This window comes from Kitasatospora sp. NPDC059803 (assembly GCF_042732255.1).
In the GTDB taxonomy this organism is placed as follows: domain Bacteria; phylum Actinomycetota; class Actinomycetes; order Streptomycetales; family Streptomycetaceae; genus Kitasatospora.
The window spans coordinates 20,941-33,431 of sequence record NZ_JBHWIJ010000063.1 but is presented as its reverse complement, the minus strand read 5'-3'; the positions used below and the strand labels follow the sequence as shown (position 1 = coordinate 33,431).

Annotated in this window: 12 protein-coding genes; 4 read left to right on the top strand and 8 right to left on the bottom strand. The window is 72.3% G+C overall.

Annotated elements, in window-relative coordinates; all coding sequences use genetic code 11:
- Nucleotides 1-26: 26 nt before the first annotated feature.
- Nucleotides 27-251: a hypothetical protein gene (locus ACFV6I_RS13535; protein ID WP_063353059.1), complete on the bottom strand. Its 225-nt coding sequence runs from the start codon at nt 249-251 to the stop codon at nt 27-29.
- A gap of 223 nt (nt 252-474) precedes the next feature.
- Here ACFV6I_RS13535 and ACFV6I_RS13530 point away from each other — a divergent pair, with 223 nt between their 5' ends.
- From ACFV6I_RS13530 to ACFV6I_RS13520, 3 genes are all read left to right on the top strand, one after another.
- Nucleotides 475-936, top strand: a complete 462-nt coding sequence (locus ACFV6I_RS13530) for a hypothetical protein (RefSeq protein WP_380425153.1) — start codon at nt 475-477, stop codon at nt 934-936.
- A 927-nt stretch (nt 937-1,863) separates the two neighbouring features.
- Nucleotides 1,864-2,490, top strand: a complete 627-nt coding sequence (locus tag ACFV6I_RS13525; protein WP_159398761.1) for a hypothetical protein — start codon at nt 1,864-1,866, stop codon at nt 2,488-2,490.
- Nucleotides 2,491-2,692: 202 nt separating this feature from the next.
- Nucleotides 2,693-3,361 (top strand): hypothetical protein, encoded by a 669-nt coding sequence (locus ACFV6I_RS13520; RefSeq protein WP_063353062.1) that lies wholly within the window; start codon nt 2,693-2,695, stop codon nt 3,359-3,361.
- A 183-nt stretch (nt 3,362-3,544) separates the two neighbouring features.
- Here ACFV6I_RS13520 and ACFV6I_RS13515 read toward each other — a convergent pair whose 3' ends face one another.
- The 7 genes from ACFV6I_RS13515 to ACFV6I_RS13485 form a co-directional block, all read right to left on the bottom strand.
- Nucleotides 3,545-4,102, bottom strand: a complete 558-nt coding sequence (locus tag ACFV6I_RS13515) for a hypothetical protein (RefSeq protein WP_063353063.1) — start codon at nt 4,100-4,102, stop codon at nt 3,545-3,547.
- Nucleotides 4,103-4,346: 244 nt separating this feature from the next.
- Nucleotides 4,347-4,922 (bottom strand): hypothetical protein, encoded by a 576-nt coding sequence (locus ACFV6I_RS13510; protein WP_380425150.1) that lies wholly within the window; start codon nt 4,920-4,922, stop codon nt 4,347-4,349.
- Nucleotides 4,923-4,926: 4 nt separating this feature from the next.
- A complete protein-coding gene (locus ACFV6I_RS13505; RefSeq protein ID WP_380425147.1) occupies nt 4,927-5,676 on the bottom strand; it encodes a hypothetical protein in 750 nt (249 codons plus the stop codon).
- A complete protein-coding gene (locus tag ACFV6I_RS13500; protein ID WP_380425145.1) occupies nt 5,666-6,739 on the bottom strand; it encodes a hypothetical protein in 1,074 nt (357 codons plus the stop codon). Before ACFV6I_RS13500 ends, ACFV6I_RS13505 begins: the two co-directional genes overlap by 11 nt.
- Nucleotides 6,740-7,275: 536 nt before the next feature.
- Nucleotides 7,276-7,773, bottom strand: coding sequence for a hypothetical protein (locus ACFV6I_RS13495; protein ID WP_380425142.1), 498 nt, complete (start codon nt 7,771-7,773; stop codon nt 7,276-7,278).
- A gap of 26 nt (nt 7,774-7,799) precedes the next feature.
- Nucleotides 7,800-9,062: a hypothetical protein gene (locus tag ACFV6I_RS13490; RefSeq protein ID WP_380425140.1), complete on the bottom strand. Its 1,263-nt coding sequence runs from the start codon at nt 9,060-9,062 to the stop codon at nt 7,800-7,802.
- 261 nt (nt 9,063-9,323) lie between these two features.
- Nucleotides 9,324-10,193, bottom strand: a complete 870-nt coding sequence (locus ACFV6I_RS13485) for a hypothetical protein (RefSeq protein WP_380425137.1) — start codon at nt 10,191-10,193, stop codon at nt 9,324-9,326.
- 420 nt (nt 10,194-10,613) lie between these two features.
- On the opposite strand from ACFV6I_RS13485, the gene ACFV6I_RS13480 reads away from it, so the two are divergent.
- Nucleotides 10,614-12,176: a hypothetical protein gene (locus ACFV6I_RS13480; RefSeq protein ID WP_380425134.1), complete on the top strand. Its 1,563-nt coding sequence runs from the start codon at nt 10,614-10,616 to the stop codon at nt 12,174-12,176.
- Nucleotides 12,177-12,491: the final 315 nt, after the last annotated feature.

Here is a 12,491-nt window from a genome sequence, read left to right as displayed (position 1 = left end):
GCTGGCGGCCGCGCACCGCCCCCGGGTCAGCGCTTGCGCCTCTCCCGCTTCTTGCGCTCCTCCTCCTTCTCCAGCTGGTCGATCGCATCCGCCACCCGGCGCAGCCGCCGGGTCAGCGACCCGCGCTCGGGCGCCAGATCGCCCATCAGCCACCTGGCCAGCGGCAGCGCGACCACTGCGACCAGCCAGATCACAGCCTGCTCCGCGCCCGGCAGCCGCGGGCCGTCCTCCGAGTTCGTGTTCGTCGTCATGGGCCCGACCGTAGGGCGGCGGCCCGCCCGACCCGGGCGCGATCCGCCGAGAAGTACCCGAACGGGTGTAGAGCGCCACGGCGAGGAAGAGCAGCGTGTCACGTGATTCACAGGTCCACGCAGCTCATCCGGCGCCGGCCGGTCGGAAGCGAAGAAGGCCGTCCGGCGAGCCGGTCGCGTCGCTAGGGTGGTCTCATCGAAGCACCTGCCGCAGGAGAACCCGATGAGCGACGCCCCCGTAGAGATCGACCCGCTGGACCATCAGATCTACCAGGAGTTCGAACTCCTGGCCTGGCGACTGGAGTTGCTGACCGGCGACCAGGAGCTCGCTGACGCGGTGCGGTCCAGCCTCAGCCGGGCCTCGGCGCGCTACGCCGCTCAACTGCGCTCGGACGACGACACGGTGGCCGGCGCGGTGCTCGACCTGGTCACCAACCTCTACCCCGGCGACACCCCCATCCCCGACGACTGGTGGGCCACCCCGCTCGGCCGGGCGGTCGCGGCCAGCACGGGCCACCCCACCGCGGAGTCCGTCACCTACAGCGTGGCCGGTGCCATGCTCGGCATCGACGCCGACGCCGTCCAGCTACTCGCCCGGACCGCCCAGCTCGACGGCCACCCCGAAGGCGGCGTCACCTCGGTCTCCGTCCAGCAGTACCTCCAGGCCCACCCCCGCCGCCCCTGACCGCACGCCCAGCGGTGGCCGTCGGCACTGTGGGAGGCCGTGACTTGGATCCTGAAAGCGGGGACGGAACGCAGTGACCGTCACATAAGTGACGGTCACTACCGTTAACGCAGAAGTACAGAACTTCTGAGTCTTCAGGTTGTTCTACTCCGGTTTGTCTTCCGCGAAGCCCCCAGTATAGACTTACGTCATTGAAAGGGCTTTCTTGTTGTCGCCACCAACAAGGAGAGAACTTATTCGCCTGTATCGCTTGCGATTATTACCCGAATCGCGAGTAATCTGAGTCGAAGCCTGACTAACTTTGATCAGATATTTTTCTTCTGGGTCGAATATTTCCGACATCAATATGTCGGGAAGCATGGTGATGCCGTCCGGTCTCACCCCTCAGAGTGCACACCGGACGGCTGGCAACCGCTACGCGGGCGAAATCACCTAGGGCGCGGCCGGGGCTCGTACCCCCCGGCTGCGCCCGGCCTCAGAACCGGCGGAAAATCTCCACCAGCACCCTCAAGACCTCAATGGCGATCATGCGCCACTGCCAGCGGCGTCCCTGGTCATCCGGACCGGGGTTCGACTCGTCGTCATCTCCCGGCCTCGTTCGAACCGTCATGGAACGCTGCTCCCCTCCGATTTTTCGAACACTCGGACCGGGCGGTCCGAGCGTACACGGGGGAGGGTCAGGAAGTCCTGAATGCAGTGCCGATGCTGATCCTAGAGCCACCATCCGGCCGATAACAAATTCAGCCCGAATGCGCATATCGTTTCGATATGCATTCCCTGAGGTGTCATCCGCCGACCTGCGATGACGCATTTTGCTACCGGGTAGCACACCGGTCGACACGCGCCGGGCCCGGCTGTCGTAGCCGCCCGTCATCATGAGGGTGGTACCCCGTTGCCCGACCGATTTCCCCGCCCGAGAGGTCGCCGATGCCCTCGCAGCCCTCCGTTGCCGCCCGCGCTGCTGCCGTCCGGCGCCTGCGCGACGACCCGGCCGCCAGCGACGGTGAACGCGCCTCTGCTCAGGAGCAGTTGAACCGGATGCAGGCCCGGTACGGCACGCTCGACGAGCCGGCGGCCGTCCGTCCGGGCACCGCCGACCGGCGCGTCTACGGGGCCAAGGCCGTATCCACCGAGGACCTGACCACCCGGGAGATCGCCAACCTGATCAAGGAGGAGCTGAAGGCCGCCCGCGTGCCCCTGGCCCGCACCCGCGACCGGTCCGCCGTCCCCTCCACGCGCAGCCCGATCCGTGACGCCCCGAAGGGCACCCGGATCACCGTGGGGCACCGGCAATTCACCGGCAACTCCGCGATCGACGTCACGATCCGCGGCGTCCCGCTGGACTGGGCCGTCGACGGCGTGGAGGAGATCGGGCCCGGCCGCACCCGGCGGCGGCTCTCCGAACCCTGCGCGGCCCTGGTCGACGCCGTGGCGGCGATCAGCGCGGCCTACAACTGGCGCGGCGACGACACCCTGATGCGCGACTTCGTCGACGTGCGCTTCTACTCCCACGTCAACCTCTACACCGCCTGCGGCGAGCACCTGGTCACCTGACGACCGGACCCCGCCTCCGACATGATGGTCCGTCAGGATCCGGTAGGATTCTTGCGGGTATCGCAGCCCCAGACCGCCGTCCGGCCCGTGGCAGAGACGGCACACCAGGTCGGACCCGCGACGCGGCGAGCGGACACACCCTCCCCCGTCGTGCCGACCAGGCGCCCGGGCCACGGACCGCGGCGCCCCTTGGACGGCCACGATGACCGACCCCCGCCGCGCCCGCAAGGCCGCCGTACGCGCCCGCATGGCCGAGACCGGCGAGAACTACACCCAGGCCAACGCCGCGATCGCCGCGCAGCGCGACAGCAGCACCAGCACCGCCCGCGTGATCGCCGACATGGACGCCCGCCGGCACCGGTACGAGGCGGCCGCACAGACCGCCCGCGACCACAACATCCCCGTCTACACCGCGCTGTGGCGCGCGTTCGACGTGGTCCAGCCGTCCGACAGCCGCATCGAGGCCGCCCTCGCCATCCCCACCGGCGACGTGGTGGCCTGGACGAGCTTCACCGAGGGCGGCCGCGAACTCGCCGAGAAGATCGACCGCACGGCCCACGACGAAGGCCTGCGCCTCGCGGACGCCCGGCTGCTGCGCCGCCGCCACCAGCCCCGCCGCTACGCCGACGGCCCGCTCGTCACCAGCGTCTGGAACCTGCGCGCCGTCCTCGCCGACATCGAGGCCGGCGTGCGGGCCGGCCAGGAGGACAGGTGCGAGGCCCAGGAACTCCTCGACGAGAACTACTCGGCGTCCATGCGCCAGGCGATGGACACGTGGATCAGCTTCGCCTGGGTGGGCGAGCGGATCGCCATCCTGGAGCCGCCGAACATCGACCTGACCGGTGTCGACCCGGAACTGGAGGACCTCTAGGCCCTCACCCCGGGGGCCGTGTCCAGCGCGCGACGCAACGCCGCGGCCCCCGGTAGGAACGGGGGCGTGGCGCGGATGTGAGTGGCCAGTGCGGGCAGCCGCAGGAGCTGACCCCTGGAGGGCTACCGTCCGGGCCGCCCTTCGGGGGCGCGGTGGCCTTCACCGCGCCCCCGATTCCCGGCCTCAGGCCCTCGGTACCAGCCCGAACGGGTGGCCGACGAGCGCCCGCTCGGGCAGGGGACGGCCGACGTCGAGCAGGCCGTGCTCGGGGATGCCACCGGTGAAGATCCTGAGGGCGTCGCGGGCGACCTGCACCTTGGCGTCGAGGACACCGACGAACGCCGTCTTGGTGAGGGTGCGCTGCTGGAAGACCTCGACGAACGCGATGGCCATCGGGATGCCGAGGTAGGCGGTGGCGGCGTGGTCGGGCCAGGTCGGATCGAGGACGAGGCCGTCGGGGCCGGAGCACCAGGCGTGCGGCATCGCCGTCTCCCCGGCGGCGAGGAAGGCGAAGCCCTCCACGTAGCCGGTGCCGGTCAGCTGTGCGATCCGCAGGGCGTTGGGGTGACAGCGCCCGGTCAGGCCGCGGCGGGGTGCGCGCCGGGGCCACGGCGCGGGGCTGAAGAATCTGCCCTGGGCGAGGACGACGTTGGGAGCCGACAGGCTGCCCGAGCCGGCCCAGGCCTCGATCACGGCCAGGAGGTCGTGCTCGGCCGGGTTCGGGTGCTGTTCGAGGGGCACGCTTCCAGTGTGCGCCGGGTCGTGGCGACCGGCGCGCGGTTCGCGGGCGTGCCCCCGGGCCTGTCAGTCGTTGGCTGACGCTGGTGGGCGCAGGGGCGCGGGTGAGCTCACCACAGCCGGCCTGAGCGTGGCCACGGTGGACGAGATCCTGCACCCGCGGCCGGAACCGGGGTGGGGCGGGGACTACTACGACGATCCGGTGTGACGGGCACAGACGACACACCGGACCCGTCCGCAGCGCTCCCTAATCAGTGGCCAGGCAGAAACGTGCGGCATGCCAGAACAACTGGGGCCCGTACCACGGGTGCTCGGGGCAGTCCTCGCGGACGGGAGCCAACCCTCCACACGGCGCGGTGCCGCAGGTGCACCCCGGACCGCGCGGCGCCACGGTGGTGGCGTGGGAGTGCACGGTCTCGGGTTCGAGCTCGACCAGATCAGCGCCATCGTCGTGGAGTCGCTGGCGGGGTGTCTCGGTGGTGCGGTCGCGCAGCCCGTACCGGCCGTAGCGGTCCCGGCCAGCCGGCCCGGGAGCGACCCGAGCCCGAACATCACGGCCGTACCCGTCCACCCCGGCGTAGTCGTCCCCCACCGCCTCCGACGAAGCGAACACCGCGCGGGCCCACTCCGGGCCGGCCCCACAGTCCGACCCGACCACGAACGGGCCCACCCTCAGCGTGCCGTCCTCCTCCATGTGGCTGAGTTCCAGCAGCATCTCCACCACCCGGGGCACGGAGAGCCCCCGACGGCCAGCGAACAGGGCCAGCCGGGCCGCCAAGTAGCGGCCCACCTCGACCTCCACACGCATCGTGCCGGTGACCATCGAGTCAGACACCGTGCACCGCCACCGGGTTCAAGTCGTAGCCGAGCCGGGCATCCACCGTAGCGGTCGCCTCGTCCAGGCGACTCTTGTGCGGCTGCTCACTGATCCGGCCGGTGGACGTCCGGCAGTGCTCACCTTGCTCGGCCCGGCACTTCGGCGACGAGCACTCAGTGACCATCAGCTCCACCTGGATGGACTTCTCCCGCTCGGCCGCGCGCCGCGCCCGGGCCGCCTTCGACTCCACGAACGTCACCCCGACCATCGCCTCCGCGAAGGTCGTGGTGGCCGTTTCCCGGCCGAAACGCTCCCGCCGCCAGGCCGGCGCCGAGGGATCGCGGGGAGCAACCCTGTCGGCAAGCAACTCAAGCTGGCGCATCGTCGGAACGACGGCCGGCCCGCCGTAGGACTCCCGGCGCTCCTCGCCCCGGGCGGCTGCGCCCCAGGGCGCGCCGTCGGGCATCGTCGCGGCGAGCGGGACATCCCCGGCCGTGATCGCGGTCAGGCGCTGCGCCAGGGTGGCCATGGTGGTGAGGTCGGCGGCCTGGTGGCGGAGCTGCTCGATCAGGTCGGCCAGTTCGACGGGCTGTTCGGGGGTCTCGGCGGCGTGGGCGAGCTGGCCGAGCAGCACCGCGGCGCCGGACAGGTGGAGGGTGATCTCCTCCAGGGTGATGCGCTTGCCGGCGCGCAGGTGGGCGGTGTCGGCAGGGTCGGTGCTGGTCTGCATGGCCGGGGTGGTGGTCTGGTCAGCGGACATCGGCGCACAGCTCCTCGGTCAGGGCCTGCTGGCGGTTGCGGGGGAAGCCGGACATGCCGGCGGCGATGCAGAACAGGAAGCGCACGACGCCGTCGAGTTCGGCGGCGGTCAGGTCGTCGCTCAGGATCCGTTCGGCGCCGGGGCGGCCGTTGGCGATGAACGCGGACACCAGCAGGTGCAGGGTGGTCAACGCCGGGGCCTGCATCATCGGCGGCGGCTGCTGGCGGTAGTAGCGGACGGCCGCCTCCGTGCCGGTGCCGTAGTACCCGGTGGAGAGCATGTACTGGGCCAGGAGGAGCGCGGCTTCGCGTCCGGCGGCCGGGCCGCGCTCGGCCAGGGCCTCGAAGAGGTCGTGGGCGTGCTCGGTGATCTGGTCGTCCACGGTGGCGGCCAACGCGGACTGCACGAGCATCGGCAGCGGGATCCCGTCGGCCAGTTGCTCGACGGTCAGGAACATCATCCCCTCGCCGGTGAACGGGTTCTCGGGCGTCTCGGTGGCCTCCGGCAGGTCGTCCTCCGCGTCCTGTTGCGGACCGTCCCCCGTGGGCGGCGCGGCCGCGGCGGCGGGCTCGCCCGGGGCGGCGTCGAGCGCGGCCCACAGGTCGAGGGCGTCCTCGACCACGTCGCGCACCTCGGCGGGGCTCAGCTCCTCCAGCACGGCGAGCATCGACGCGGCCGGGGCCGGACCATCCAAACCGGCCGCCAGCATCTGGCGGCCGACCGTCCACACCCGCACCGAGGCGGGCGCCATCAGGCCGGGCGAGGGCAACAGGCTGAACGGGAGCCCGGCCAGGTTCGCCACCACGAGCCGGTCGCCGGCCACCAGGGCCGGGATCGCGGAGTCCTGGCACGGCCGGCACCCGGCGCGGGCGGCGCCGACCAGCGCGGCCGCCGGCGCGAGGTTCACCTGTCGGGTGACCCCGTACAGGCGGGAGTCCATCACGCCGAAGTCGGGGGCCGGATGCTGGTGCCGGGAGCCGCCCGCGGCGGCCGTGTACGGGGCTCCGGTGGCCCGCTGCTTCGCGCGGGCGGCCTGCTTCTTGGAGCGCTTGTTCTTGGGCACGTGATGCCTCTCGGCGCGGTGCTCGGTCCCGCGACCCGGGCCCGCGCGCAGCATCAGCGCAAGGCAGTGGGTGGACCTGACGGACGTTCAACATCGCGCGGTGCGGGAGCTCTTCGACTCCTACCACCTTGACCGCTGTGCCGCCCGTCGCGGGCAGGATCGGCGGGACTCGGGCTCGGCGCGCTAGCCCATACCTCTACAGGTACGGATAACAGCATAGCGGCACTCTAGGCAACGAGATAGCACGAGATACCACTCAAGTCCACGCGCGCATACGAAAGTGGATGCCGCCTCCCCTCGCCGAGAGGCAGCATCCGACTTTCTCGCCAGAACCCTATCGGGCGCCGCCGCGGTGTAACTCCTTCGGTGCTGCTGTCGTCCCCCAGGGACAGCGCCACTCCGCTGTCTCGGATGCCACCACCCCCCGTCAGCCTACGGCTGACGCAGACACCGGCCGGACCAAACCCTGGAGCCGCCCGACGGACCCCCCGCGAAGTTTGCCGGTTACGCACCAGAACCGACGGCGTGACGAAGGGTCAGCGCGGGGCGTTGCCGTGGACGGTGGTGCGGCCCGGGTAGTGAGCGTCCAGGTAGGCGCTGGCCGCGGCGAGGTCGCCGACGACGCCGACCGTGGTGCGGCCGCCCTCGGCGCCGGTCTCGAAGACCTGGAAGCCCGGCGCTTTGAGGTCCCTGAGAGTGCCTTCCAGGGGGTAGTCGTGGCCCGGTTCCCACACGGCCGACACGACGCTCTGCCCGTGCACGACCCTGGTCTGGTGGGGGAAGCGCGCGTCGAGGGCCCGGCGAGCGTCGTCCAGGTCGCCGATGACGCCGACCGTCAGGGTGTCTGCGCCGGGCTCCTGGCCGACGGTGGCGACGCGCCAGGTCTGCGGGCCGAGCCCGGCCCGGTAGACGGCCCGGTGCAGATCGGCCAGGGCCTGGCCGTGGGGCAGCGGGGCGGGGACGGCCGCGGCCGCGCCGCAGGCGACGGCCAGCACGCCGAGGGTGGCCGTCAGCCGGCCGGTGAGCGCGTTCACGTCGTGTTCCTTTCCAGGTGGGGTGTTCAGGCGAGGGAGAGGCCGAACTTGGTCACGATCGGGCCGATCGGGACGAACACGACGGTGTCGAAACAGGTGACGTTGCTCGCCGCGGTGTCGGTGCCCCACTTGCAGGCGACGGTGTGGCCGCCGCCCGCGCTGATGATCCCCCTGGCCTGCATGTCGTCACCCCCGCTGATGCTGGCGACGACCACCCCGCCGCTGTCGCCCTGGGCAACGGTGATGGTGTGGTCGTCGGTGCGGGCCGCGTTGTCCAGGTCGGTGCGCCACACCCCGTCGATGGAGGTCGCGTAGTCGGTCTGGGTCACCTTCAGCGCGCAGTGCGCGCCCGTCATCGCGCCGCTGGAGCAGACGAGGTCTCCGACGTTGTTTCGGCCGGCGCCCACCGCGCGTCGGCGTTCGCCCTGGCCGTTGTTCCACGCGCCGTAGAAGAACTGCCCGGAGGGCGTGCCGTGGTCCAGGGTGATGACGGTGGTGTCCAGGCCGCTGTCGGAGTCCGAGGCCTTCCCGATCGTGTTCCCGGTGCCGGTCTTGTAGGTGCCGGAGGTCCCGCAGTGCGCGGCGGTCAGCAGTACGGCGGTCTTGCCGCGCCAGCCTCCGAACCCGGAACTGCAGAACCCGTTCTTCGGGGTGGTGAGCTCGGCGGCGGCGCTCCAGGGGCTGGCGTCGCTATGCCGGGTCACGGTGGCCTGCGGAGTGACCGCCGGCACGGCGGCCACGGGCAGCTCGGCGAGTTCGGCGGCCCGGGCCGCGACCCGGTCCCGCTCGGCGGTGCCGCCCGGCGTCCGCACGGCGGCCGCCCCCGCCGCGGGGGCGTAGGTGACGGACAGTCCGGTGCCGTCAGGCGCCGGAGCCACCGAGGTCCACTCCGTGCCCGGCTCACCCACGGCGGCCGCCGCGACGAGCCGGTCCCGCGCCGCCCGCAACCGGGCCAGCGCGTACGGCGCCGACCGGACCCGCGCGCTGATCCCGGCCGGGGGGTGCGCGACCAGGCGGGCGACGCGCTCGGGGACGGTGCCGTGCCAGTACACGGTCAGCCGCCCCCGCTCGGGGTCCACGGTCAGGCCCGCGTAGCCCGGGATGCTCGCCCGCTGGTTCTCCGGCGCCGCTGCGGTGATCTCGTCCGCGAGCCGGTCAAGGACCTCCTGACGCTGCAGCAGCTCCCGGCCCACCAGAGGCGAGGGTTCGCCGGGGACGGCGCCGGCCGGCAGGGCGGCCGTGGTCAGCAGGGCAAGCGTCGCGGCGGCAAGGGCCGTCCTCCTGGGCACCGCTGTCTCCCCCTCGTCCCGGGCCATCCCGCCTCGCGCGCGGCCGCGCGAGCACTCACCCCGGCCCAGTACGTCACACGGCCCGGCGCTCCCGCCAGCCGGTCGTCCGGATGTCACCCGGATGAGCGAGCATGCTCCGCAACCGGGGGGCGAGCGGGACGCGGACCGTCACGGCGCAAGGCCGTCAGCCGCAGGCTGACGCTGCGGTCGGGAACGGGTGCGGGCTGAGTACGCCGCGGGCATCCCCGGGCCGCCGGAGCGTCAGCCGTTGGCTGACGCAGCCCTGGTCGAGTCGGTGAGCACCTGGTACTTCTTCGCGGCGGACTGCTTGGTGATCCCGCCCAGCGCCCGGCCGACGTCGCTCCAGGAACCGCCGGCGGCGCGGGCCCTGCCGATCAGCAGGACGGTCGCCGCGTCCAGGGCGGCCTGCCGCTCGGCCACGAGCCGAAGCGCGGCGAGCGCCGTCTCCTTGTCGATCTCCTCGTCGGCCAGAGCCGCGTCGAAGGCCTGGGCCGCCGGCATCGCCGCGGCGCGCTCCCGCCACGCCGCACCCTGCTCGCCGAGGGCGTAGCGGGCGGTCAGCAACTCCACCGGGGACAGCTCCAGGGCGGCCGGCACGGGGGCGTCAGCCTCCGGCTGACGCCCGTCCTGGGCAGGGACAGGCGGGGTGAGGAGCCAGCCGATCCCCCGCCGCTCCTTCAGCAGCGCCAGCGCGTAGGAGGCGTCCCGGTCCCGGCCCCACCGGGTTTCCTGCGCCGACTCCTCCAGTACCCGTTCCACCATCGCGCTCTCCCGCGCGGTCGCGGTGCGCAGCGGGTGTGCGACGTCCTCCAGCGAACGCTGCGCGGCGTAGCGCAGGTCGTTCCACTGGTGGACTTCGCCGGTGATGTAGCACCGGATCGCCCCGAGGACGATCGCCTCTTCGGAGAGGTCGCGGCACAGGGCGATGACCTCCTGGTGCTGGGGCAACTGGCGCGCGACGGCGGCGCGCACGGTGGCCTCGGTCGGCCCGTCGTGCCAGCGGATCTCCCACCGGCGGCGGTGGTCGTAGTAGTCCGTGTCCATGGCACAGTCGTAGGTCTTGGCCATCTGGTGGACGAAGGAGCGGATCGCGGTGCTGCGGCTGGCCACCGGCTCACGTCCTCGTCGGTGGTTGGGCCGCGGCCCGTTCGGTGCTGGTCCCCACGCTCGGCCCCTTTCCCGATCCTGCGGGCGTGCGCCCGCCGACCGTCATCCTACGGCTGACGCAGACCACGGCCGGACCGAAGCCGGGCGCCGGTCGGGGTTGTCGACGGAGTTGCGCACCGCGGCGAACTGCCGCTCGGACTCCGGGTCGAACCCGCCTGTAGGCCTCGACCGTTGGGGTAGCCTGGCCGTGGCTGGACACGCACTGCCGAGTCGCTGCCCGATCCCCGCCCACGCCAGGGACGCCGGGCGCCGACGACGAAGGGGTCATCAGGGGCCTTGGTTCCTGGACGCCCGTGTCTCCTGTGGTGTGCCCTGGTACCAGGCGGGGAGCGCGTGGGCAGGCCCGCCAGGATCGAGAGCACCATGTCCCCGAAGAAGAACCGCAGCTACGGCGCCCGCCGCGCCCGCGAGAAGCAGGCCGCCGGCGCCGCCGGCGCCACCGAGCGCTACACCGACCTCCTCCCGAACTCCACCGCCCCCACCCCGGCGGCCTGGGAGCCGGCGCCGGGCCGGTACGCGGGCCCCGAGTGGACGACCTACGGCAACCCCTTCCTCCCGCCCGCCGGTATCCGCCCGGCCGACGACCCCTACGGCCGCCGGCACGAGGCCGTCACGGTCCCGTTCCTGCTGACCGCCGTCGCGGACCAGGAACCGGACGGCTGGCGCAACGGCCCGCGCGAGGCCGCCCAGGCGGTACAGGCCGCCTGCCGGTTCCTGGTCCGCGACGGCCACTGGTACCGCGCCACCGCGGACGTCTACGGGCCGTTGCCGGTGCACATCACGATGCCGCTGTCCCATGACGAGCCGGCCCCGCCCGGCCACGTCACCCTCACCTGGCTCGTCGCCCTCGGGGTGCGCCGCCCCTGGGACGACCCCGAGCTGATGATCGACGACGCCCACCGCTCGATCCGCGCCGAGCTCACCCGGCGCGCCCTCATCCCGCAGGCCGGATGCTGGGTGCAGTGGGTCCCGACCCGGCCCGGCATGGCCCAGGGGCTGATGGAGCGCCTCCCCGTCCACGCGCGGGTGCGTAACGACGTCCACCCCTCCCTGCTCCCCGACCCGAACGGCTCCTTCACCACCTACGACGGAGGGTTCCCGCAGCGGCTGATCGACGCCCACGGCCAGGGCTGGCACCACCTCGGCGACGGCCGCTACGCGGTGGACCCCGACGCTGTGGAGGGCGGCTTCGAGGACCAGGAGTACGACGTCCTGGCCGGTGCCCGCGGCCCGCTCGACCCGGTGGTGGAACCCGATGTCGGGAGCGTCGAGCAGATCGTCGACGCGTTGGAGAGGGCCGGGCGCCGGGCGGTGGCCTCCCTGCTGGTGGCGCTGCACCGCCTCGACACCGAGCACCAGGACGAGGCGCGCAACCTGGGCGGGGCCACGCCGACCACCCTGTACGCCGCACCGCAGGACCTGCGGCAGACCCGCGAAATGCGATCCCTCATCCGAGGCCTGGGCCCCGACCTCGCGGACGACCCCACCCGGTGGGACCCCGCCAGCGTGGAAGAGCTGTACGAGGGGCTGTCCTGCTGGACCGAGTTGGCGGGCAGCTACACCCCCGTCGCCCACCACCTCGCGCAGGTCGTCACCTGCGCCGCCAGCACGGCCGGCGGCTGGCAGCACCTCGCGGACGACGAACTGTGCGCCGAGACGAGCACTGTCCCGGGCCTGGCCCGGCGGGTACAGGCCTGGCTCGCACCGACGGAACCCGCCACGACGGCGTTCCCCGACGTCGTCGTCCCGGTCACCCGCGGGGGCGAGGACAAGACCACCACCACCATCGACCTACGGGCCGGCCTCGCCCTGCACGACTCCCGCAGCCACCTGATCGACTTCGACTTCCCCACGGACCTGCCGGCCCCCTCCAGCTGGCAGGAACAGGAGGAGCCTCCGGCGACCCCTCCCAGGACCGATACCTGACCACCCGGCCCCGAAGTCCTAGCCCAGACACCGGGGAACAAGTAACCCGCCGGTAGGAAGTGGTCACTACGGGGTGGGCTTGAGGGGCGGAAGTTCGGGTGTTCGGCGGCGCCCGGAGCGGGTGTTCGGTAAACGGTCGATTGATGAACGCGGGGTGCACGTCCGGCATTGGAGTACCGGCCCTCCAAGGTCCGACGGTTTTCGCGGGTTTTGGGGGACAGACCAACACCCCGAGGTGTTTTTTTTTATTAATACAATATGTGACACCGACACACCCCCAGTGAGCCCCCCCCCACGAGGGGGTGTGTGGCTCCC

Excerpts from the sequence above, each read along its gene's own strand:
- ACFV6I_RS13525 (WP_159398761.1), top strand. The coding sequence starts at position 1,864 with ATGCCCTCGCAGCCCTCCGTTGCCGCCCGCGCTGCTGCCGTCCGGCGC.
- ACFV6I_RS13520 (WP_063353062.1), top strand. The coding sequence starts at position 2,693 with ATGACCGACCCCCGCCGCGCCCGCAAGGCCGCCGTACGCGCCCGCATG.
- ACFV6I_RS13505 (WP_380425147.1), bottom strand. The coding sequence starts at position 5,676 with ATGTCCGCTGACCAGACCACCACCCCGGCCATGCAGACCAGCACCGAC.
- ACFV6I_RS13480 (WP_380425134.1), top strand. The coding sequence starts at position 10,614 with ATGTCCCCGAAGAAGAACCGCAGCTACGGCGCCCGCCGCGCCCGCGAG.
- ACFV6I_RS13530 (WP_380425153.1), top strand. The coding sequence starts at position 475 with ATGAGCGACGCCCCCGTAGAGATCGACCCGCTGGACCATCAGATCTAC.
- ACFV6I_RS13535 (WP_063353059.1), bottom strand. The coding sequence starts at position 251 with ATGACGACGAACACGAACTCGGAGGACGGCCCGCGGCTGCCGGGCGCG.
- ACFV6I_RS13510 (WP_380425150.1), bottom strand. The coding sequence starts at position 4,922 with ATGGTCACCGGCACGATGCGTGTGGAGGTCGAGGTGGGCCGCTACTTG.